The following is a 22,361-nucleotide window of genomic DNA, read 5'->3' on the forward strand; positions in this document are numbered from 1 at the left end:
CTAGGAGTTGGCGGAGGAATACCTATTTACTCCGCTGCTCGAACAGTCCTGCGCAAGACGGAAAGCACATTAAGTGCTTTCCTTTGCGTGCGGAACTCGCGACGGAGCAAATAGGTATTCCTCCGCCTCCCGGGTTCATGCATCTGCAGGACATAGAGGGTCTAATAGAAATTTGGCGCGGCGCGTTGCGCCGCCCAACGATTAGCAAGTGGGGTATTCGCCTTCCCAGACGATGCGGCGATACTGGTCGGGGTCCGTGTCACCTTCCGTGGAGAAGCAGAGCACGGAGCTCGTCTTGTCCAGGCCGATGAGCTCCTTGAGCTCGGCGTACTCGGGGTCGAGCATGAGGGTCTCGACCAGACCGGTGGTCACTGCGCCGGACTCGCCGGAGATGACGCGCGGGTCGCCCTTCTCGGGAGCGCCCAGGGTGCGCATGCCGCGAGCGGTGACCCAGTCGGGGCAGGACACGAAGGCGGTGGTGTGGTTGCGCAGGATATCCCAGCCCAAGATGTTGGGCTCGCCGCAGCACAGGCCGGCCATGATGGAGGGCATGTCACCGTCCACGATGCGCGGATCTCCGTCGCCGGCGGCAGCGCCCTTGTACAGGCAGGCGGCAGGAGCGCACTCGACCACGACAAAGGTGGGCGGGTTATCGGGATACAGGTTGGTGAAGTAGCCCACCACGGCGCCAGCGAGCGAACCCACGCCAGCCTGGACAAACACGTGCGTCGGGCGGTTGATGGCCATCTCACGCAGCTGCTCGGCAGCCTCGGAGGCCATGGTGCCGTAACCCTCCATGATCCAGGACGGGATCTTCTCGTAGCCCTCCCAGGCGGTGTCCTGAACGATGACGCCGCGCTCGCAGGCGTCGGCCTCGGCGGCGGCCATGCGCACGCACTCGTCGTAGTTGACCTCTTCGATGGTCACCGTGGCGCCCTCGGCGGCGATGTTATCGAAGCGGGGCTTGGTGGAACCCTTGGGCATGTGCACGACGGCCTTCTGGCCCAGCTTGTTGGCAGCCCATGCCACGCCGCGGCCATGGTTGCCGTCGGTGGCGGTAAAGAAGGTAGCCTGGCCAAAGTCCTTGGCAAGCTGATCGGAGGTCAGGTAATCGAAGGTGCAGTCGGCAACGTCCTTGCCGGTCTCGTCGGCAATATAGTTGGCCATGGCAAACGAGCCGCCCAGGACCTTAAAGGCGTTGAGGCCAAAGCGATAGCTCTCGTCCTTAACGCACAGGTTGGACAGGCCCAGGCGCGCAGCCTGACCGTCCAGACGGGCAAGCGGAGTGACGGTATATTGAGGGAACGACTGGTGGAAGGCACGGGCCTTCTTCACGTGGTCGAGGCTCATGATTCCCAAGTGCTTGTCATCGCTCTTGGGCATCGTGTTGCCCGCCCACTGGATCTTATCGGCCATACGGTGAACTCCTTAAGTCCTCTCTTGCCGGCCCCCGCATACGCGTTTCAGCCCATTCCCATTCATGCGACTGAACTTTTATGTGGATGCCAAACAAAAAGTTTGTTAACACTGTTCTATCACACTTTTTGATTGGTAAACCTAACAAATTGTTTGTTGCCGTAATCGGTACCCTTTCGCCGCCGAACGGTCACATAACGCAGCGACGCTTTCGTTATTTGCGAACAAGTGTGGTTTATGGCAAAGTGTGCCCAAACTAATTTTTAGGAAGGCACCCATGACCCCCGCACAGATTGAGTTTTATAAGCGCCTTGCACACGGCCTGGCGCTCCAATTTGGCCCCAACTGCGAAGTCGTCGTCCACGATCTGGAGACCGAGGACGTGGACCACTCCATCGTGGTGATCGAAAACGGCCACGTCAGCGGGCGCAAACTGGGTGACGGCCCCAGCCATATTGTGTTTGAGTCCATGCACGAGGGCACCACCGACGTGCACGACCGCGAGCCGTACCTCACCAAAACCACCGACGGCAAGCTGCTCAAGTCCTCGACCATCTTTATCCGCAACGACGAGGGCAAGCCCGTCGGCATTTTGGGCATCAACTTTGACATTACGCTTATGAAGGCTTTTGAGCGTTCGCTCGACGCCTTTACCGGCACCGGCGGCACGGGCTATACCGAGCCCGAGCCCATTACCAAGAACATCGGTGACCTGCTCGAGGACCTGCTGCACGAGTGCGAGCAGTTTGTGGGCAAGCCCGCGGCACTTATGACCAAAGATGAGCGCATTCGCGCCATCGGCTACCTCGACCGTCGCGGCGCCTTCCTCATTTCCAAGTCGAGCGAGCGCGCCTGCGAGTTCTTTGGCATCTCTAAGTACAGCTTCTATAGCTACCTCAATGAGGCCAAGGCGGCGGCCGGCGACAAGTAGGCACTCGCCTGGATTGCCCCTCCCCTTTTGGGCGCGAGTTCTGGAAAGCATGAATCCAAGACCGAGCCGCTTGGAAAGTTCCATATAATCGATGTCATTAGTATTTCGAAAGGGTGGAACAGAATGGCGTTGAGCAAGGCATCATGCACCGGTCGCGGATTGATTCCGGCAATTGGTGGACATGTGCACCGCATGTTCGATGAGGGTGAAGACGACCTGTTTTCGCTGAGCCTTGACGACGTGATGGATGATCGCCCGTGGACCGCCGACGAACTCATGGGCGGTGGGGCTCGCCCGTCAAGCCCCAATCCCGCACTTGCGCCTAAGCCCGCATCTGCGCCGACTCCTGCGCAGCCGCCTGTTTCGACGCCCGCGTCTACGCCCGCTCCCCGCCCCGCAAGCGACCCATCCGAGACGGCGGCATTTCTCGCTGCGGCGACGCGGAGCAAATCGGCCGACAGCACCGTTATGTACAGCGCCCAGCAGTTGCCCGTTCCTGCGGCACGCAAGTCTCCGGTCACAAGGCTCGATGAGCCCGTTGCCCATCAGGTTGCCTACGCTTCCTGGGCTGCAGCCGATCTGGATGAGACCTCTACCGGCATGCCGGCGCTCGACGTTCCAGTTAACCCGCTTTTTGCCGCCAACACGAGCGCCGCGGACTATGAGGGCGGTGCGGCATATTCCGATTATTCCGATAGCTATACTGGCACCGGTCGCATCGAGACCGAGGATTATGGCACTGCATCGAGCGATTATCTCAACGATCCGTACGCCGCCACGCCTGCACCGGAATATGACCCGGAGGCCGCGTCCGCACCGGCGTATACCAAAAGCACGGGCGAAGAGCGCTTCGCCGATTATTACGCCGAGGAAAAGGCGCTGCGTTTTTCGGAATTTCCGCAGGCAGTCAAGGTTGCCTTTATCGCCATTGTCATTGCCCTGCTCGGTGTCATTGCGTTTGAGGGATTCCGGCTGTTCTCCGGCCCCACCCAAGCGGAGTCGGAGACCCAGCAAAAAGAGGACGATAACGAGTATCTGGACATCAACACCCTCAAGGGCGACCCCAACGACGGGGACGATGAGTAGCGAGGGCTGAAGGCGGCCGCAGGATCCCGCATCCAACACCGGCTTCTAAGTGCTGTTTTGTCATCCAGCTACACTTTTCCGAAGTTTTAAGGTGCCTATTTCGACACTTTTCCGTACTTTTACACGGCTGATTTCGACACTTTTCTGGATGAAAGCCGAATAATCACTTGGGAAACCAACGCCGTTCACGCGTCATTTCGCAGGCGGCGCTTGATTTCTGTCCGTACACGTTGATAGACTTCCTCTTGCCCGCAAGGAGCGGGCGCGTTTTATCCAGAGTCGGGGTAGAGAGTTGGCTCCACGATCCCGACGCCAACCGGCCAAGAGGCACGGTGGCCCTGCCAACATCGATGAAAGGAGTCCGTATGGACAATTTCTCCGTGCGCAGCGAGCGCAATTTCCACAACCTGATCGTCAAGCCAAAACGAATGCATCTTCTAGACGAGCCGAGCGGCTACACCTCGGCTTTGGTGAAGAGCGGCCTCTCCCACCAGATGCGCTTTACCATACAGAAGCTCGAGGAGGAACTCTGTGCTGCTGGCAATCCGCACGTACTGCAGATTCAGCTGCTCGGAGACGACTCGCGCGAGCCGTCTAGCTGGAAGCTCTTTGCCGACGGCGCGTGTGTCGCAAGCGGGTCCGGAGCCTTTGCCCGCGAGCGCTTCTGCGAGGGCGCTGAGGTGTTTCTGGACCTGTGTCGCGACGCCGTACGCACAGCCGAGCTGCGTCAGTGGAGCCAAAGGGAGTACGAGCTGCTGAGTGCAGCGGGCGGGATTGCGGAAGTGCAGGTAGGCGGACCGAGCCACTCGTCATACTGATTGACGCTTCGATTCAAACAGCAGGGCGGAGTCGCGCTTACAGCGCTGCCATGCCAAACCGAATGGCGTTCTCAAAAGGCCTACCCCCTCCGCCTTCAGCTTCAGCAGCAGGTCGCTCGACCCGGGGCACTTGTCGGAAAGGCGCATCCGGGCTCGCTCGCCCATCCCCCACCGCTGGCGGACTTCCTGGGCGCGCGGGCTCACGCGGTAGTCCCCGTCCATCATCTGCTTGAGCAGCTTGGCGGTCACGCGCGCATCGGCCAGAGCGCTGTGGGCGTGCCCCGTCGACTCGTCAAACTCGATGCCAGACCACGTCGCCGCGTCGCCCAACGAGACGCGCCCATGGCTGCCCACGTCCATAATCGAGGTGTAAAACGCCTGCAGGTCGGCCCAGTCCGAAGGAAATGCGGCAAGGTCGATGTGCTTTGCCTGGCACTCGGTCAAAAGCTGTCGACGATCCGTCCCGCTCCAGCAAACTATCTGAGCGGAGTAGCGACCGATCCAATCGCTGAGCCTTTTGATCACCGTGTAGAGCGGATCGGCCATCGCGGTGTCCACGGTCGATATCCCTGTAAGCTCGCGGACGGGAAACGCAACGCCTTCGGTAAATTCCGTCTGTACAAACTGCGAGAACTCGCCCATAACGTTGCCGTGGTAATCGAGCTTGACGGCGCCGGCCTCGATAATCTCATTGCACAGTCCACGGCGCTGACGCTGCTTTGGCACCGGCGCAAACTCAAAGTCCAGCACGATCTGGCGCGCAAAGTTCGTCGTATCGATAGCCGAGACACCCGGCATCTTTTCAGCTGACACGGTTAGGGCCTCTCTCCGTTGCTTGCCGCTCGTTTCTCGAACGGTCATATCACAGCAAGTGTAGCTGCCCGTGCGGACACAAAATTGCGCGGCGGCGCCGTTGCGGGTCCTGGAACGCATGTTCCATTTGAGGCTCTGCAGCGCATCCCATTCTGAGCGCCAATTCCGGGATGCGCCCTCCGCTCCAAACAAAAGGCCCCGGCTCGCGATGGAGCTGGGGCCAAAGACGCAGCATATGTAGTTGATGTTGAGCGCGAACAGCCCGTCAGTAATGGCCGTCCGCGCTCTACTCTACCCGCGGTGACGAGCGCGGCTGTACGGCGTATCCACCATGGGCAGATTTGGACGCAGCTTGCCGTCAAACGCGCGGTAGGCATTCTGCACGGCGGGCGCCGTGGGGATCGTTGCGATCTCGCCGATGCCCTTGCCGCCGTATGCCACGGGCAGCAGTTCGTCCTTCTCCACGTAGATGGCGTGGATATCCGGAATCTCGGGCGCACGGAACAGCCCGAGCGTGCCGTACCTTGCCTGGGGTACGCAGTCCTTAAGCGGCCAGTCCTCGGTGAGCGCATAGCCCATACCCATGAGCACGCCGCCTTCAATCTGACCTTGGATCGAGATGGGGTTGACCACCTTGCCGGAATCGTGCGCGGCATAGACCTCGCTCACGCGGCCGTCATCGTCCAGAATGACCACGTGCGTGGCAAAGCCGTAGCAGATGTGGCTCTTGGGATTGGGGACGTCGGCGCCCAGTTTGTCGGTCGGCTCCAGATACACGTAGCCAAACTCGCATCCCTCGAGCGCCTTGATGGCGGCCGCGGGATCCTGAGGATGCATGCCCTGGCCGGCGACGAGCTCCTGTGTGCGTAGCTGATAGGCGCGACCGTCGTCGTACTCGATCTTGACGCCGTCACCATGGGCGCTCACCGGGGCGGTAGGCGCAGGCTTGCCGGCCTCGATGCCAACCATGGCATCGCGCAGCAGGAAGGCGGCACCGCGCACGGCCTCGCCGGTCACGACCGTCTGACGCGAGCCAGACGTGGTGCCGGAGTCGGGAGCGTTCTCGGTGGAGCACTCGCCGTTGGCAATGCAGCTCAGCGGCAGGCCGCATGCCTCGGCAACGTCCTGCAAAAAGACGGTGTTACAGCCCTGGCCGATGTCGGACGTGGCGGCATAGACCACGGCCACGCCGTTCTCGACGCGAATCTTGCAGCGGCCGGCATCGGGCAGGCCCACGCCCACGCCGGCGTTCTTCATGGCGCAGGCGATACCGGCGTGTCCGGGATGCGCATAGTAGGCATCTTTGACCTCGAGCAGCGTCTCCTTAAGCGCCGTGGAGCAGTCGGCAATCTGGCCGTTGGGCAAAACCTCGTCCGGCTCGATGGCGTTTCTATAACGAATCTCCCACGGGTCCAGACCGACCTTCTCGGCCAGCAGGTCGATCAGGCTCTCGAGCGCAAACTCGGACTGGCACACGCCAAAGCCGCGGTACGCGCCGGCGGGCGGGTTGTTGGTGTAGTAGCCAAAGCCGCGGATGTCGGTGTTCTGGTACTTGTAGGGGCCGACGGCATGCGTGCAGGCGCGCTCGAGCACCGGGCCGCACAGCGACGCGTAGGCGCCGGTGTCAAAGTTGATCTCGCAGTCCAGACCGGTAAAGTTGCCTTCGGCGTCGCAACCCAGCGTAAAGGTGCCGTCCATGGCATGGCGCTTGGGATGGAACGCGAGCGACTCGGCACGCGTGAGCTTGCACTTCACAGGACGCTGGAGCTTATAGGCAGCAAGCGCGGCCAGGTGCTGGATCGAAACGTCCTCCTTACCGCCAAAGCCGCCGCCCACGAGCATGGTCTCGACGACCACGCGCTCGGGCTCGTTGTCCCAGCCAAACATGTGGGCACACTCTTTGCGCGTGTCGTAGGCACCCTGGTCGGTCGACTGCACCTTGACGCCGTTCTTGTACGGGAAGGCAACGGCGCACTCGGGCTCCAAGAAGGCATGCTCGGTAAAGGGCGTGGTAAAGCGCTGCGTCACGGTGAACGCGCTTTCGGCCAGCGCCTTGGCGGCGTCGCCGCGCGTCACGTGGCGGCTCTGACACACGTTGTCCTTGAGCTCCACCGTGTTGCCAAAGGCAAAGAAGCTGTCGTGCAGGCGTGGGGCGTCGGCGGCCCTGGCCTCGACAATGTTACGCACGGGCTCCAGCGGCTCGTAATCAATCTTTACGAGCTTCTTGGCCTTCTCGAGCGTCGCCTCGTCCTCGGCAACCACCAGCACAATGGCATCGCCCACGCAGCGGGTGATATCGCCCTGGGCGATCATGACGTCCCAGTCCTGGATAAGGTGGCCGACTTGGTTGACCGGCACGTCCTCGGCGCGCAGGATGCCCACCACGCCGGGCAGGGCCTCGGCCTTGGAAGTGTCGATGGAGAGCACGCGGGCGCGCGGATACTTGGAGCGCACGGCGCTGGCGTAGGTCAGACCTGGCTGATCGAGCTCGTCGATGTCGTCGGGGTACTTGCCCTCGCCGAGTACCTTCTTGCGCACGTCGATACGGAAGGCACGCTTGCCCACACCGTAGTCGTCGCCGCGCTCCAAGTCCTCGTCGATCTGCTTTTCGCCGCGGAGCACCGCAGCTGCCAGCGAAATACCCTCGATGATCTTCTTGTAGCCGGTGCAGCGGCAGACGTTGCCACGGATGGCGTACTTGATCTGCTCCTCGGTGGGCTCGGGATCCTCGGCGATGAGCGCAGCGCCCGCCATGACCATACCGGGGATGCAAAAACCGCACTGCACGGCGCCCACGGCGCCAAAGGCGTACACAAAGGCCTCGCGCACGTCCTGGGGCAGGCCCTCAACAGTCACGATGTTGCGGCCGGCGGCAAGAGCGGTGGTTAGCACGCACGCCTTGACGGCCGCGCCGTCTACATGGATGGTGCAGGTACCGCAGGCGCCCTCGGAGCAGCCGTCCTTAGCGGAATGGATGTGCAGGTCGTCGCGCAAGTAGCGGAGCAGCGGCTTGTTCTGAGTCGTCGTGCGCTCGACGCCGTTAACGGTAAAAGTGAATTCCTGTGCCATGGTGATTCCCTTCTACACGCCGGCGGCGATGCCGGTGCGGTCGTGGATGGCGCCATGCGGGCAGACGACAGCGCACATGCCACACGACAGGCAGTCCGCGCCGTCGATATGGGCGCAGTTGTCCTCGATGCGGATAGCGCTGGCAGGGCACTTTTTGGCGCACATGCCGCAACCGATGCAGCTCGTGTCGCAGATCTTGCGCGCAATGGCGCCCTTGTCGGTGTTGTTGCAGCGCACCAGAATGTTCTGGTAGCCGGGAACGAAGGCAATCACGCGCTGCGGGCACGCCATGCCGCACAGGCCACAGCCCGTGCACTTTGAGCGATCCACGCGGGCGATGCCATCGACCAGCGCAATGGCACCGTGGGGGCAGGCCGTGACGCAGGCGCCACAGCCAATGCAGCCTTCGCTGCAGCGGGCGTCGCCGCCTGCGGAGGCGCAACCGCTTCCGCAGGCAACGTAGGCCACGTTATGTTGAATGGATTTGGCCATAAGAGACTCGCCTATTTCTTAAGGAGGTACGGATAGTTGTCGCGCACAGCCCTGATGGTCAGGCGGACGGCCTCGGGAAGGCCGGTGTTGACGGCATCGACCGAGACGGTGCGGACCGTGCCGGCGACGCGGACCTTAAAGTGGTCCTCGTCCACGGCCAGGAAGCCCTCGTTCTCGGAGTTCTCCATGTCCTGCTCGCTCCAGAACAGGGTGAGCTTGTCCTTGTAGGGACGGCCCTCCTGGTAGGGGCAGAACACAGCGCAGTTGCCGCACTCGTTGCACATGCCGTCGACGTGGACGACCTGATGCTTGGCCAGGCCCGGCACCTTAATGGCAACGTTGGCGCGGTTGGGGCACACATCGCAGCAGACCTCGCACACCGAGCCGCAGCCCAGGCAGCGAGTCTTGGTGCAGTTGCGCTTGTCACGGCATAGCGACCCCTTGCGCTCGTAGCAGGTGTCCTCGCGGCCGGCCTGCTCGTTGCAGTCGACGTACTTGTTAAAGTCCACGCCGGCGATGGCGCGGGCAACTTCGGCGGCGTCGGCAATAGCCTCGACCACGGTGGCAGGACCGCGACGGCAGTCACCGGCAGCCCAAACGCCCTCGACGCCGGTGGAGGTGGCGGCAAGGCGGCCGCGACGGTCGTGCTCGACGCCCGCGGCGTCGTACAGGCTGGCATCGATGCCCTCGCCCACGGCGCAAATCACCGTGGTGGCGGGAAGCTCGACGGTCTCGCCCGTGGCGATGGGGCTGCGACGGCCGCTTGCATCCGGCTCGCCAAGTTCCATGACGTCGCAGGTCAGCACGGCGCCGTTGAGCGCCTTGGGCGCCAGCAGCTCGCAGAACTCAACGCCGTCGGCAAGAGCAAGATCGAGCTCTTCCTCGTCGGCGGGCATCTGCTTCTTGGTGCGGCGATACACTAGGCGCACGTTCTTCACGCCAGCAAGGCGCTTGGCCACGCGGGCCGCGTCCATGGCGGTGTTGCCGGCGCCAATGACCACGACGTCCTCGCCCAGCTCGAGCTTCTCGCCCTTCTTGGCGGCCTCGAGGAACTCCAGCACGTCGAGCTCGGCACCCTCGCCCAAGCCCGCAGAGCCGGGCATCCAGGCACCAGTGGCCACGACTACGTCGGTAAAGCCCTGGGCCTTGAGCTCGCCAATGGACTCCACGCGGGCGTTGAGCTGCACCTTGGCGCCAAAGGCCAGACAGAGCTCGGCATCGTGGGAGATATCGTCGCTCGCGATACGGAACTCGGGGATCACGTGACGGACCACGCCGCCGAGAGAGTCGCGGGTCTCGAAGATAGTGACGGGCACGCCGGCGCGCGTCAGGAAGAACGCCGTCGCCAGGCCGGCCGGGCCGCCGCCGATAACGGCAACGTTGCGCTCGCCGTCGTTGGCGATGGCCTGGGCGCGCAGCTTGGGCAGCACGGCGGTCATGGCCTCGCGGGCGGCCTTGAGCTTGCTGGCGCGGATCTGGGCGCCCTCGGGCTCGTAGAATGCACGCTCGCAGGCACGGCCGCAGGGATGCGGGCAGATGGTGCCGGTAATGAACGGCAGGGCGTTGCGCTCGATGATGATGTTGAGTGCGTCCTCGTAACGGCCCTCGTCAACAGCCGCCAGATAGGCGGGGATATCCTGCTGGATGGGGCAGCTCGTGCGGCACGGCGTGGTAAAGCAGTCGGAAAGCGGGCTCTTGCCGGCGACCTTGCGATCGGGCAGCGGGCGCAGCGGCTTCTTGTAGAGCGGGTTGGTGAGCGAGTCGGTCTGAATCGCCGTCACGGCCTCGAGAGAGACGCCCGCGAACGGCTTGCCATCCAGGTCGGTAAACTCGCCGGCCATCTGACTAAAGCGCTCGTAGCCACCGGGCTTGAGCACGTCGGTCGCCAGGGTGACGGGCCAAATGCCGGCATCGTACAGGGCGCGGATGTTGTAGACCGTGGCGCCGCCGGAGTAGCTGATGCGCAGCTTGCCATCGAACTGCTCGGTAATGCGACGGGCGGCCTCGATGGTCAGTGAGAACAGCGAACGGCCCGACATGTACATCTCGGTGGAGGGCAGCTCGTTTCTCGTCACGTCGACGGGGAACGTGTTGGTCAGCTTGACGCCAAACTCCAGGCCGCGCTCGGCGCACAGGGCAATCAGGCGCTCGAACATGGGCACGGCGTCAGCCCACTGCAGGTCCTCGCGGAAGTGCGTATCGTCGAAGACGATGTAGTCAAAGCCCAGCTCGTTCAGACGCTGGCGGGCAAACTCATAGCCCAGCAGCGTGGGGTTGCACTTGATGTAGGTATTGAGGCCCTTCTCGGTGATGAGGTAGGTCGCAATGCGCTCGATCTCGGCGGGCGGGCAGCCGTGCAGGGTAGACTCGGTGATGGAGTTGGAGACGCGCGCCGGGATGGACTCGACAAATGCGGCGTCGACATGCTCAAACTTGTCTAGGTTGGCAAGCGCCCAGGCACGGCACTCGTTCCAGACGTCGGAGCCGCTGGCATCCTTCATGCCCTCGATGTAGGCGTCGACCTTGGGGCTCTTGATGCCCTCCAGGTCATAGCCCACGGACATATTGAAGACAAAGCCGTCCGGGCTACCCAGGCCGTACTCGCGAGCGATCAGGTGGCAGGCGAACCATGCCTTCACGTACTCGGCAAAGGCCTGCGGAACCTCGAGCTCGGTCGACCACTCGCAGTTGTAGCACTCGTCCTGCGCCACAATGCAGGGCTTGTTGACGCAACGGGAAAGCTCCTCGCCGTCCATAACCTGGACGGTCTTGAGCTCAAAGAAGCGAGAACCGGCCACATAAGAGGCCACGATGTTCTGGGCAAGCTGTGTATTGGGGCCGGCGGCCGGGCCAAACGGAGTCTCGATGCGCTCGTCAAAAATGGGAAGCGCGCCCTCCTGGTTGGTCGTGGCCATCTTGCGCACGCCAAAGACGGCGCCCTGAGTCTTGTGCTCCTCGATGATCCAGTTCATCAGCTGCGAAAACGGGATCGGCCTCATGATGTCGCTCATAGTGAGCTCCTCTCTGTAACGCCCGGCGAGACCGCGCGGCGGGCGCAAATACGGTGTAGCGCTAGCACAGCGCCGGCGACCCCGCGGAGGTCACCTATACGCGCGTCGGATGCGGCGAAACATCTGACGCGCGCAAATCTACTTGTAATTAGTAGGCGCGATCGTTGAGCGTGCTCCAGAGCTTCTTGGACTCGGCCATGGTCCACGCGTTGATCTTGTCCTCATCAATGCCAACGAACTCGCGATCCTTGTACAGGACGCGGCCGTTGATGATGGTGGTGCGGCAGTTTTTGCCCATCATGCCAAAGAGCATGTGGCCGTCGATGTTCTCCTCGCTCAGCGGCGTAAAGGGCTTGTAGTCCATAACGATGACGTCGGCAGCGGCGCCGGCCTCGAGCACACCGAGCTTGCGATCGAAGTACTTGCTGGCCATCTTGGCGTTGTTCTCGAACAGCATGGTCATGGCCTCGCACCAGCCCACGTTGGGCATGGCGGCGTTGTGGCGCTGAATGATCAGGAAGACCTTGAGGCTCTCGAGCATGTCGTGGGTGTAGGCGTCGGTGCCCATGCACACGGGGATGCCGCGGCGGAAGAACTCGAGCACGGGGGCGCAGCCCACGGCGTTGCCCATATTGGATTCGGGGTTGTTGACGAGCCAGGTACCGGACTCCTTGACGATATCCATCTCGGCAGGCGTCACGTGGATGCAGTGGCCGAGCATGGTGTCGGGACCCAGCAGATTGTGCTGCAGCAGGCGCTCGACGGGGCTGATGCCGCCGCGGTTGAGGCGGGAGTCCCACACATCGTTCATGCCCTCGCACACATGGATGTGGAAGCCGGTCAGGCCGTTGTTGGCCTCGGCCATCTTGTCCATGGTCTCGTCCGACAGCGTAAAGGTGGCATGTCCGCCAAACATGGCGGCGATCATGTGGTTGTCGTTATCGCGACGCTCCTTGGCGGCCCACTGGGCAAACTCGGCGTTCTCGGCAATGGCCTGGTCGCATTTTTCCTGGCCGCGGCGATCGGAGACCTCGTAGCACAGGCACGAACGCATGCCCAGATCCTGAGCGGCATCCTTAATGGTAAAGAGGCTTCCCGGAATCTCGCAGAAGCTCGCATGGTGATCGAAGATCGTGGTGACGCCATCGCGGATGGAGTCAAGAATCGTGGCATAGGCGCTGGCCTTGGTGCCGTCGAGCGTCAGGTTGTCGTCGATCTTCCACCACTGCTGCTCAAGATTCTCCAGGAAGTTGGTAGGGTTACAGCCCTTAATGGCAAGGCCGCGGGCCAAACCCGAGTAGATGTGGGTGTGGCAGTTGATGAGTCCGGGCATGATGAGGTTGCCCCGGGCGTCGACGTACTCGGCATCCGGGTACTTGGCCTTGAGCTCGCACTCGGGGCCCACTTCGACGATCGTATCTCCGTCAATGGCGACCGCACCGTTTGGAATGAACGGGGTCTGAGCATTGCGGGTAAAGACAGAACCGTTAGCGACCAGAAGCATGGATGCTCCCTTCAACATCAGGGGCGGGGTTTGACACCTCTGACATGGCGGAGTGCGAAGCGCCGGCCTACACCGGAAACGGGCCCTCTCCCGTCAACGCTTCACCAAAGGGACAAACCCTTTGAAGTGCGGCTTGGCGCCGCATGACGTCGGCGGACGAGGCGATGCGCCCGCCGACGAATAGCACCGAATTGGCTACTTCTTGCTCTCGGGCAAGACCAGATCCACGGCAGCGTCCTTGGCAGCATCGATGTGCTGAGCCACGACCGGCGTCTGCGGAAGAATCAGGTTAAGGACGATGGCCATGATGGCGGTGGGGGTTACGGCATTGGAGCCGATGACGGTGGACACCCAGGCGGGCATACCCTCACCGGCAAGGCAACCGCTGGCCATCCAGATACCCAGGCCAAAGACGACGGAGGTACCGACGATGGTGGTAGTGCGCTGCGTGAGGCCCTCGCGGGTGAACATGCGCACGCCGTTCATGGTGATGGTGCCAAACACGCCCACGGTAGCACCGCCGATGACGGGCTGCGGGATAGCGGAAAGGACGGCAGAGAGCTGCGGGAACAGACCGGCGATGGCAAAGACGGCCGCAATGATCACAAAGACCCACTTGTTGACGACCTTGTTGGAGCAGATGATGCCCACGTTCTGGCCAAGGGCGCTGGTGGGAAGACCGCCCAGCAGGCCGCCGACCATAGAGGTGAGGCCCTGGGACACGATAGCGCCGGAGAGCTCGCGCTCGGTGGGCATACGGTCGATGGAGCCCAGGCAGGCGGCGGAGACGTCGCCGATAACCTGGATGGCAACCATGGGGAACACGACGGCGAGGGTGATGCAGACCTCGGGGTCAAACTCGAGCGCGTAGGGCATGAGCTTGGGAAGGGCGAAGACCTGAGCGGTGGCGACGCTGGAGAAGTCGATCATGCCAAAGGGGATCGAAACGATCATGCCAACGATCATGCCAAAGAACACGGATCCCAGCTTGAGCGTGCCCTTGCCAAAGTTGGCGAGCGCAAAGACCACGGCGAAGGTGATAAGAGCGACGCACCAGGCCTGCGGAGTGCCCCACAGCGGCGTACCCATACCGCCGGCCATGTACTTGACGGCCGTGGGATAGAGAGAGACGCCAATGGAGAAGATGACCGTACCGGTCACGACGGGCGGGAACAGCCACTTAATCTTGCTGTAGGCCAGACCAAAGAGGACCGCGACGGCACCGCCGACAATCTCGCCGCCCAGCAGCGCACCAAAGCTAAAGCCCGAGGCACCCATGGCCTGCAGGGCCGGCAGGAACGCGAACGAGACGCCCATGACGATGGGCAGGCCGCCGCCGATGCGGCGGAAGGGAGCGAAGGCCTGAAGGGCCGTGTCGATCGCCGAAAGAATGAGCGCGACCTGGATGATGTCGGTGCTCTGCTGGCTATTAAAGCCGTAGACGCCGGCCATGATGACCGCCGGGGTAATGATGCCGGCAAACGATGCCAGTACGTGCTGAAGGGCACACGGGATCATTTCCTTAACGGGCGGCATGCCTTCGCGAGTGAACAGGGCTTCAGTGCCGTTCGTAACCGTCTCCTGGGCCATTTGACCACCAATCCTCGAAGTAGTTGTTTTCGCATCTAACGCTCTATTGTGACGCAGTGCGGGGGTGAGGTTGTGCCTTCGTTGCATATCGTATTAAAGATTTTTCTCATTCTCAATAATAATTTTTTGTTATCAGACTGTTCTTGAGCTGGGATTATGCATTTCCGCAGGTCAGGAAAGTGTCTTGTCAAAATAACATCTAACTTTTCTTTTGGTCGACCGTTTACCGCCAAATTCCTACCGCTCGTCCGTATTACGCAATGTACCTGCGAATATGCGAGTCAATAGACACCGTGTTACCATGAGAAAAAATTGTTATGAACATTTCCGATTTCATCCCAAGGAGTTGCCCGTGAACGAGACCGTACGTCGCTTTTTGCCGATGGTCGATTTCCTTGAGCAGATACTCGGCAAAAACAGCGAAATCGTGCTGCACGATTTCTCGGATCCCGACCATGCCATCGTCGATATTCGCAACGGCATCGTAAGCGGCCGTAAGGTCGGCGGTCCCGCCACCGATCTGGCGCTCAAGATCATGCACGACCCCAAGTATCGCGACCTGCCGTTTATTACGGGCTACGAGGGGCGCGGTGCCGGTGGCAAGACACTGGAGTCCGCGACGTACTTTATCCGCGAGGATAACGAGATCGTCGGTATGCTCTGCGTCAACACCGACCTCTCGACCGTGCGCTCCATCAACGCCATGGCGCAGCAGCTCATGGCATGCTTCGACGCTGTGCCAAGGCAGGCGGAGCCCGCGTCTATCGAGGTTGAAAGTCTTTCGGAGTCTACACAGGAGCTCATCGACCGCAGTATTTCCGAGCTGCTCGAAAGCCGCGGGCAGGATGTCGCCTCGCTCGGGCAGGCCGATCGTGTGGACGTTATTCGCCACCTTAACGGCAACGGCGTTTTTATGCTCAAGGGCGCTGTTGCCTGCGCCGCGACCGCACTCGGCATCTCGGAGCCCAGCGTCTACCGCTACCTACAAAAAGTTCGCAAGGAAGGCTAACAAGCAAAATGGAGCGCGGCTCCATAAGCGATCCGTCACTTGACAAAAGACCCTGCAGCTCGCACGCGCTGCAGGGTCTTTTTGCATGTCATGTTTAGTTGTGGCCAACGCCTTAGAGAGCGGCGACGACCTCGATCTCGACCAGACCGCCAGCCGGAAGGGCGGCAACCTGGAAGGCGCTGCGCGCGGGGAACGGGGCCTCGAACTTAGAGGCGTAGATCTCGTTCACGGCGGCGAAGTCGGCGATGTCGGCCAGGTAGACCGTGGTCTTGACGACATCGGCAAAGGTGGCGCCGGCAGCGGTCAGCAGGGCCTCGACGTTGGCGAGGGACTGCTTGGCCTGGGCCTCGACGCCCTCGGGCAGCTTGCCGGTTGCGGGGTCGATGCCCAGCTGGCCGGACAGGAACACCATGTTGTCGGTCTGGATGCCGGGGGAATACGGTCCGATGGCTGCGGGTGCGTTATCGGAAGACACGACGGTCTTGCTCATGTTTTTCTCCTTACGATCAGTTGAGAGAGCGTGAGCGCGGTGTTCACACCGGGAGGCACAGTTCGGTCTGAACACCGCGCTTGATTGGGATAGTAACCAAGGATTTCGCGCTGTGCAAGAATTTTATTATTGTGCGAGAAAGATTTATCGCCCAACGGTTTCTCCGAACCGCCGAACGGTTCTGTTCTGTGGCAGCCACCCCAAGCTGCTGAAGACTTTATCCCGCTTGGACCACGGGCATCGCCTGTCGCGCCAGCGCCACTATACTTTTGAGTATCTGAGCATTTTGAAAGGCAGGATATGACCGCAACCGCCAGTCGAACCACCAACCGCAGACCCGAGCTCTTGGCCCCCGCCGGAGGCCCGGAACCCTTTGCCGCCGCACTCGCTGCCGGGGCAGACGCCATCTACTGTGGCATGGGCAGCTTCAACGCCCGCCGCAAGGCAACGAACTTTACCGACGAGGCCTTTGAGCAGGCCTGCCGTGCTGCACACCTGGCCGGCTCGCGCGTCTATGTCACGGTCAACATCGTCATCAAGCAGTCCGAGCTGGGCGACGCACTGCAACTCATCCACCGCTGCTCCACGCTGGGCGCCGACGCCTTTATCATCCAGGACTGGGGCCTGTTCTTTGAGGTCAAGCACACCATGCCCGGCATCGAGACACACATCTCGACCCAGGCGAACATCCATGATGACCGTGGAACCATCTGGTGCCGCGAGCAGGGCGCTGACCGCGTGACCCTCTCGCGCGAGCTTTCCATCGACGAGATCGCCGCCATTCACCATGCCGCGCCCGATGTGGACCTTGAGGTCTTTAGCCATGGCGCCATCTGCTTTTGCTACTCGGGCCTGTGCCTGCTATCGAGCTTTGCCATGGCGGGCCGCTCGGCCAACCGCGGCATGTGCGCTCAGCCCTGTCGCCTGCCTTACGAGCTGATCGACGAGAACGGCCGCGCGCTCTCCCCTGCCGGACGCGAGCGCGCTCTATGCCCGCGCGACACCAACACTTCGCAGCTCGTTCGCCGTCTGTATGACGCCGGCGCCGCATCGCTCAAGCTCGAGGGCCGCATGAAGGCGCCCGATTACGTGTACTCCATCGTCGATGTGTATCGTCATCAAATCGATGACATGCTGGCCGGGGTCGCCGTAGATAAGCACGAGAACGCCGCTCGCCAGCGCCAACTCAAGCGCTGCTTTAACCGCGACTTTACGCACGCCTATCAGGACGGCACCTCGGGCGACGAGATGATGAGTTACGAGCGCTCCAACAACCGCGGCCAGATTGTGGGCACGGTACTGGGCAGCCGCCTGGCCAACCGCGACGTGCGCGGGCTCAAACCCGACGATCGTCGTCGCCGCGCCGCCATCGCCCGCATTGAGCTGTTTGAGCCCGTGGGCAAGGGCGACTTGTTGGAACTTCGCCACGACGACGAGTTCGATCAGTTCCTAACCACTATCGCTACCGATGATGCCGCCGCCGGTGACATCATCGAATGTCGCGTGCCCCGCAGCATGCCCGAGGGCTGCCGCGTGCGCATCATCCGCAGCCAGCGCGCCATCGACGCCGCCGGCGCCGCGCTCAAGCGCGACGTGCTGCGCCGCCGCGCCGTTGATGTAACCGTTGTGGCGCGTTTGGGCGAACCGTTTGTCGTCACGCTCACCTGCTGCGACGCCCCATCGCTTACGGCCACGGCCACGGGCTTTACCGTCGAGGCTGCCAAGACCCGCGCCGTCGAGGCATCCGATCTGGTTGAGCATGTGGGCCGCATGGGCTCCTCTCCCTTTGAGGCCGCGAGCTTTGATGTGGCGCTCGATGAAGGCTGCGGCATGGGCTTCTCCGCTGTGCACAAGGTACGCACCGCCGCTTGCAAGGCGCTGGAAAAGGCCATTCTGGCGCCGTACGAGGAGCGTGCCCGCACGCTCGAGCTGCCGGCGATTGTCACCAGTGATTCCCGCCCCGCGCCCGAGCACTACCGCGATGAGCCGCAGATCTGCGCCACCGTCACCTCGCTCGAGGCCGCCGAGGCCGCTCGCGCCGAGGGTGCAACGCGCATCTACATGACCACCGACGCGCTCGATGCGGCCGAGCTCTCCCCCGCCGATGCGCTTGAGCAGGGCATCGTACCCGTACTCGACGAGGTCTGCCGCGCCGTTGACCACGTACGCGTCGACCCGTGGGTTGTTGCCGGCGCCACGGTCGCTATTGGCAACATCTCTGAGCTTGCCCTGGCCGCCCAGGTTGGCGCCACGGCGGAGATCCGCTCTTGCCTGCCCGTGCACAACACCCCTTGCATGGAGGCACTTGCCGAGCGCGGAGCCGGCGCGTTTTGGCTCTCGCCCGAGATCACGCTCGACGAGATCGTCTCGCTTGGCACCTCCGCGCCCGCAGCCCTGGGCATCACCGTGTTCGGCCGCCCGCGCGTTATGACGAGCGAGCACTGCATCCTGCAGGTGGCCAATGGCTGCATCCACGATTGCGCCAACTGCCGTCTGCGCGCCCGCAAGCTGTCGCTCAAGAATATCGACGGCAAGGTCATGCCCGTGCGCACCGACATCCATGGCCGCTCTCGCTTGTACGACGCCTACCCCATCGACCTCACGCCGCAGGTGCCACAGCTGCTCGACGCCGGCGTCCGTCGTCTTATGGTGGACGGCACGCTGCTCGAGACGGATGAGTTGGGCCGCGCCGTCGCACGCGTCCGTCGCGCCGTCGAGGCCGCGCAGGCCGGCCGTAAGCCCGCCGCCCGCCTGCGCGGGGCCACCTCGGGCTGCATGTTTGTGGGAATTAGCTAACCGAAAGGCTTACACGTGAACGAAGAACCTCAAGTCCTCTACTGCGACGCCTGGCTCATGGCCATCGACAAGCCCGCCGGCATGATCGTCCACGGTGACGGCACCGGCGAGCGCACACTTACCGACTACGCCAGCGACCTGCTGCTGGCGATGGGCGACGGCTTTGCCGCGACCGACATGCAGCCGCTCAATCGCCTGGACCGCAACACCACCGGCGTGGTGCTGTTCTCGCTCGACAAGCAGACGCAGCCCGCCTTTGACCAGATGGTCATCGACCACGCATTCGAAAAGCACTATCTGGCGCTCGCCGAGGGCAAAATCGACTGGAACGAGAAGCTCATCGACAAGCCTATCGCCCGCGACCGCCACGATAGCCGCAAGATGCGCGTTGGCGCCAGCGGCAAGCCATCTCAGACGCGCGTCAAGGTACTCAAGCGCCTTAAGAGCCGCCGCGGCCTGCCCACGCGCTCGTATATTGATGTCGAGCTGCTCACCGGCCGCAAGCATCAGATTCGCGTGCACCTGGCAAGCGAGCATCATCCCCTGGTTGGCGACGACCTGTACGGAACGCCGCGCCCCTGCGGCCTCATGCTCCATGCCCACAGCGTGTCCTTTACGCATCCCGTAACCGGCGAGCACATCCACATCGAAGCCCCTTGCCCCTGGGAGCCCTAAACCACCACAATGGGAACAGGCACCTTTATGATGGTTTTGCCGCGATGGCTCAGCCGCGGTCCCAAAACGTCTCGATCTGTAACAGTTAGAACCCATTTTCCGGTCTATCTGTTACAGATCGAGACATTCGAATCCCCTCAAGGGAATAATCTCAATCTGTAACAGTAACTCGGCAAAATCAGTCCCAGATGTTACAGATTGAGACAAAGGGACGGCGCGGTTCGTAAGTATCTCGATCTGTAACATCTAGCCTGCTTTTAACGGTCTGGTTGTTACAGATTTAGATAAACCGGTAGACAACAAAAGTGGCAGCGCCCGGGATGGTCGTTGCCGCTTTTCCATTGACCCACCACAAAGGTGCCTGTCCCCTTTGTGGTGGTTTTGGCCTTGCCCCGCCGCTAGACCGTGATGACGTTGTCCATCGTCTGGTACTTGGCAGGCACCTCGCCCGCGGTGATGATCGTCGCGTCGCGGAAGTCCGCGAACTTGACGGGTGCCACCATGCCAAATTTGCTGGCATCAGAGATTACGAAGCGTTTGGCCGTATGGCGCATCGAGATGCGCTTGACCTGTGCCTCCTCGATATCGGGCGCCGTGAAGCCCTGCTCGGCGGCAATGCCGTTAGAGCCCCAAAAGCCGCAGTTGAAGTTGTAGCGGTCTAGAGTTGCCAAGGCATCGGGGCCAACGAGCGCCTCGGTCTCGGGTTTGAGCTCGCCGCCCAGCACCACGGTACGCATACCGCGCAAAGCGAGATGCTGAGCATGGAGCACGGAATCAGTCACATAGGTGACCCCTTCGAGATGCGGAAGATGCTCGATGAGCCTGAGCGTCGTCGAACCCGAATCGATGTACACAAAGCTCTCGGGCTCTACCAGCGCCGCCGCACGGGCGCAGATACGTTCCTTGTCGTCGTTATGGAGATCGCTGCGCTCATTAAGCGTTAGGTCGCGCGTCACGTGCGCGCGCTCCAGACTTGTCGCGCCTCCGTGCACCTTGGCGATACGGTGTGCTCGGTCGAGCGTCTGCAGGTCGCGCCGAATGGTAGACGCCGTCACGCCCAGGGCTTCGGCAAGCTCCGGCACGGTAACCGAGCCGGTCTGCTGAACCATCGACACGATCGCGTTGAGCCTATCTTCCGCTAGCATCGCTTACTCCTCCTCGGGGTACACGACTCCCCAGTCGGCGCGTAGCTTGGTCATCAGCTCCATAACATCAGAAGCATAGCCCAGAAGCTCACGCTTAGAGTCGTCGCCGGCAACGGCCTTCTCAAGATCGGCCATCTCATAGCAAAGGGCGTAAGCCTCGGTGCCGGCGTGGACCTCCTCGCGGTGGCCGTCCGCAGTCCACACGATGGTCGCGTGATCGGCGCGCGGATATTCGTTGACCTCGATGTAGCACTTGTCAAAGCTGATGACCGAGCGCTTGGGTTGCTTGGAGTGAAGCGTAAGGCTCACGACGCCCAGCTGCTGCTCGGCATTGCGGCAGACGATGCCGCCCGCAACATCGACGCCAGTCTCGCAGGTGTTGCCTAGAGACACGACCTCGGCGGGCTGGCTCGCCATAAACAGGCGCATGACGGACAGGGCATACACACCAATATCGAGCATGGCACCGCCGGCAAGACTACGGTTGTAGAAGCGGTTAGTCAGGTCGCCGTACTCCTTGTAGCTACCAAAGTTGAGTTGAGCGAGGTTCATGCGGCCGAACTCGCCGGCATCCATGCGGCGACGCAGCTCTTGATACAAGGGCATGTGGAGCACCGTGGTAGCGTCCATAAGGACCACGTTGTGCTCGGCGGCAATGGCACGGGCCTCATCGAGTTCAGCGGAATTGAGGGTAATGGCCTTCTCGCAGAGCACGTGCTTGCCGGCTGCCAGGGCAGCGCGCAGATAGGTGATATGAGTGTTGTGCGGGGTGGTGATGTAGACGGCGTCGATGCCCGGATCGGCGTAAAGGTCCTCGACCGTGTCATAAACCTTCTCAACGCCATACTGCTCAGCAAAAGCCTGAGCCTTGGACAGCGTTCGGTTGGCAACGCCCGCGAGCTTGCGGCCGGCAAGGGCGAGAGACTGAGCCATCTGGTTGGCGATAACACCGCAACCGATCACAGCCCAACGAAGCTCGGGGGCCGTAAAGATATCGTCGGGGAACGGCTTGTCCTGGACCGAAGCGAACGCTGCTTTGGCGGCTGCCGCCGCGTCGAGCGGAGCCTGCTTGGAATCTGCCATTATGTGCCTCCTGTGTCATAGAACGCCTTGCTTTCTGACAGCTCTATATTCGCACAAACACGCGCGTCTGTGCGCGTTTGTGCGTATCTCACCGCTAAACGGTCATTATTGTCCCGAAAACGGCACATATATACGCGGTAGTGCGCAATAGAACGCAAGAGAACGCGCACAGACACGCAAGCATGCAATTTACAGAGCACGACGCGCGACCGATATTGGCTCTTAGGCGGATGAGAATCTATGCTTGATGCATCCAGTAGGTTGATCCCCGATACGTCTCAGGCCGAAGATTTGCACAGGAGATATCGGTCGAAAGGACCCTAGGAACGCCATGAAGATCGCCCTGCCCGCGAAGGACCTTCCCCAACGGCTAACCCACTCATTTGAACTGCATCCCATTTCTTGGACTTTGAAATTAAGGTTCGAGAAAAGG

The 22,361-nt window shown here is 61.8% G+C and carries 16 protein-coding genes and 1 riboswitch; of the genes, 6 read left to right on the forward strand and 10 right to left on the reverse strand.

Annotated elements, in window-relative coordinates; translation table 11 throughout:
* Positions 1–201: 201 nt before the first annotated feature.
* Positions 202–1,416 (reverse strand): diaminopropionate ammonia-lyase, encoded by a 1,215-nt coding sequence (gene dpaL / locus DW754_RS02460; RefSeq protein ID WP_089573553.1) that lies wholly within the window; start codon positions 1,414–1,416, stop codon positions 202–204.
* Positions 1,417–1,693: 277 nt separating this feature from the next.
* Here dpaL and DW754_RS02465 point away from each other — a divergent pair, with 277 nt between their 5' ends.
* The 3 genes from DW754_RS02465 (at position 1,694) to DW754_RS02475 (ending at position 4,251) form a co-directional block, all read left to right on the forward strand.
* Entirely contained in the window at positions 1,694–2,347 is a 654-nt protein-coding gene (locus DW754_RS02465) for a transcriptional regulator (RefSeq protein ID WP_022094290.1), read from the forward strand.
* Positions 2,348–2,470: 123 nt separating this feature from the next.
* The gene (locus DW754_RS02470; RefSeq protein WP_117758828.1) at positions 2,471–3,433 is read left to right on the forward strand and encodes a hypothetical protein; all 963 of its coding nucleotides are present in this window, start codon (positions 2,471–2,473) and stop codon (positions 3,431–3,433) included.
* A gap of 266 nt (positions 3,434–3,699) precedes the next feature.
* Positions 3,700–3,790: riboswitch (SAM riboswitch) on the forward strand.
* Positions 3,791–3,798: 8 nt separating this feature from the next.
* The gene (locus DW754_RS02475; protein WP_117736006.1) at positions 3,799–4,251 is read left to right on the forward strand and encodes a hypothetical protein; all 453 of its coding nucleotides are present in this window, start codon (positions 3,799–3,801) and stop codon (positions 4,249–4,251) included.
* Here DW754_RS02475 and DW754_RS02480 read toward each other — a convergent pair.
* The 6 genes from DW754_RS02480 to DW754_RS02505 form a co-directional block, all read right to left on the reverse strand.
* On the reverse strand, positions 4,243–5,064 hold the full coding sequence (locus DW754_RS02480) for a 3'-5' exonuclease (RefSeq protein WP_158561623.1): 822 nt from the start codon (positions 5,062–5,064) through the stop codon (positions 4,243–4,245). The two genes, DW754_RS02475 and DW754_RS02480, sit on opposite strands and share 9 nt — an antisense overlap.
* A gap of 291 nt (positions 5,065–5,355) precedes the next feature.
* Entirely contained in the window at positions 5,356–8,133 is a 2,778-nt protein-coding gene (gene xdh / locus DW754_RS02485) for a selenium-dependent xanthine dehydrogenase (RefSeq protein ID WP_117758826.1), read from the reverse strand.
* Between the two features lie 12 nt (positions 8,134–8,145).
* Positions 8,146–8,625: a 4Fe-4S binding protein gene (locus DW754_RS02490; RefSeq protein WP_117758825.1), complete on the reverse strand. Its 480-nt coding sequence runs from the start codon at positions 8,623–8,625 to the stop codon at positions 8,146–8,148.
* 11 nt (positions 8,626–8,636) lie between these two features.
* On the reverse strand, positions 8,637–11,636 hold the full coding sequence (gene ygfK, locus DW754_RS02495; RefSeq protein WP_117758824.1) for a putative selenate reductase subunit YgfK: 3,000 nt from the start codon (positions 11,634–11,636) through the stop codon (positions 8,637–8,639).
* 148 nt (positions 11,637–11,784) lie between these two features.
* Positions 11,785–13,140, reverse strand: a complete 1,356-nt coding sequence (gene ssnA, locus DW754_RS02500) for a putative aminohydrolase SsnA (protein WP_117758823.1) — start codon at positions 13,138–13,140, stop codon at positions 11,785–11,787.
* A gap of 195 nt (positions 13,141–13,335) precedes the next feature.
* Positions 13,336–14,730 carry a uracil-xanthine permease family protein gene (locus DW754_RS02505; protein WP_055252519.1) on the reverse strand — a complete coding sequence of 465 codons (1,395 nt, stop codon included), beginning with the start codon at positions 14,728–14,730 and terminating at the stop codon, positions 13,336–13,338.
* Between the two features lie 352 nt (positions 14,731–15,082).
* On the opposite strand from DW754_RS02505, the gene DW754_RS02510 reads away from it, so the two are divergent.
* Positions 15,083–15,739: a transcriptional regulator gene (locus DW754_RS02510; protein ID WP_231500731.1), complete on the forward strand. Its 657-nt coding sequence runs from the start codon at positions 15,083–15,085 to the stop codon at positions 15,737–15,739.
* 112 nt (positions 15,740–15,851) lie between these two features.
* Here the strand turns inward: DW754_RS02510 and DW754_RS02515 are convergent, their stop codons facing one another.
* Positions 15,852–16,229 (reverse strand): RidA family protein, encoded by a 378-nt coding sequence (locus DW754_RS02515; protein ID WP_117758822.1) that lies wholly within the window; start codon positions 16,227–16,229, stop codon positions 15,852–15,854.
* Between the two features lie 300 nt (positions 16,230–16,529).
* Here DW754_RS02515 and DW754_RS02520 point away from each other — a divergent pair, with 300 nt between their 5' ends.
* Together DW754_RS02520 and DW754_RS02525 are read left to right on the forward strand one after the other, a co-directional pair.
* Positions 16,530–19,025: a U32 family peptidase gene (locus DW754_RS02520; protein ID WP_117758821.1), complete on the forward strand. Its 2,496-nt coding sequence runs from the start codon at positions 16,530–16,532 to the stop codon at positions 19,023–19,025.
* A 15-nt stretch (positions 19,026–19,040) separates the two neighbouring features.
* Complete coding sequence (locus DW754_RS02525; protein WP_233508892.1) at positions 19,041–19,700, forward strand: RluA family pseudouridine synthase; 660 nt, start codon at positions 19,041–19,043, stop codon at positions 19,698–19,700.
* Positions 19,701–20,098: 398 nt separating this feature from the next.
* Here DW754_RS02525 and DW754_RS02530 read toward each other — a convergent pair whose 3' ends face one another.
* Positions 20,099–20,845 carry a DeoR/GlpR family DNA-binding transcription regulator gene (locus DW754_RS02530; RefSeq protein ID WP_117758820.1) on the reverse strand — a complete coding sequence of 249 codons (747 nt, stop codon included), beginning with the start codon at positions 20,843–20,845 and terminating at the stop codon, positions 20,099–20,101.
* A 3-nt stretch (positions 20,846–20,848) separates the two neighbouring features.
* Positions 20,849–21,928: a Gfo/Idh/MocA family protein gene (locus DW754_RS02535; RefSeq protein WP_117758819.1), complete on the reverse strand. Its 1,080-nt coding sequence runs from the start codon at positions 21,926–21,928 to the stop codon at positions 20,849–20,851.
* Between the last annotated feature and the right edge of the window lie 433 nt (positions 21,929–22,361).

It is taken from the genome of Collinsella sp. AM29-10AC (assembly GCF_003469085.1).
Taxonomy (GTDB): Bacteria; Actinomycetota; Coriobacteriia; order Coriobacteriales; family Coriobacteriaceae; genus Collinsella.

Coding starts and splice junctions, on each gene's coding strand:
- DW754_RS02530 (WP_117758820.1), bottom strand. CDS start 20,845: ATGCTAGCGGAAGATAGGCTCAACGCGATCGTGTCGATGGTTCAGCAG.
- dpaL (WP_089573553.1), bottom strand. CDS start 1,416: ATGGCCGATAAGATCCAGTGGGCGGGCAACACGATGCCCAAGAGCGAT.
- ygfK (WP_117758824.1), bottom strand. CDS start 11,636: ATGAGCGACATCATGAGGCCGATCCCGTTTTCGCAGCTGATGAACTGG.
- DW754_RS02465 (WP_022094290.1), top strand. CDS start 1,694: ATGACCCCCGCACAGATTGAGTTTTATAAGCGCCTTGCACACGGCCTG.
- DW754_RS02535 (WP_117758819.1), bottom strand. CDS start 21,928: ATGGCAGATTCCAAGCAGGCTCCGCTCGACGCGGCGGCAGCCGCCAAA.
- DW754_RS02470 (WP_117758828.1), top strand. CDS start 2,471: ATGGCGTTGAGCAAGGCATCATGCACCGGTCGCGGATTGATTCCGGCA.
- DW754_RS02490 (WP_117758825.1), bottom strand. CDS start 8,625: ATGGCCAAATCCATTCAACATAACGTGGCCTACGTTGCCTGCGGAAGC.
- DW754_RS02505 (WP_055252519.1), bottom strand. CDS start 14,730: ATGGCCCAGGAGACGGTTACGAACGGCACTGAAGCCCTGTTCACTCGC.
- ssnA (WP_117758823.1), bottom strand. CDS start 13,140: ATGCTTCTGGTCGCTAACGGTTCTGTCTTTACCCGCAATGCTCAGACC.
- DW754_RS02515 (WP_117758822.1), bottom strand. CDS start 16,229: ATGAGCAAGACCGTCGTGTCTTCCGATAACGCACCCGCAGCCATCGGA.
- DW754_RS02475 (WP_117736006.1), top strand. CDS start 3,799: ATGGACAATTTCTCCGTGCGCAGCGAGCGCAATTTCCACAACCTGATC.
- DW754_RS02520 (WP_117758821.1), top strand. CDS start 16,530: ATGACCGCAACCGCCAGTCGAACCACCAACCGCAGACCCGAGCTCTTG.
- xdh (WP_117758826.1), bottom strand. CDS start 8,133: ATGGCACAGGAATTCACTTTTACCGTTAACGGCGTCGAGCGCACGACG.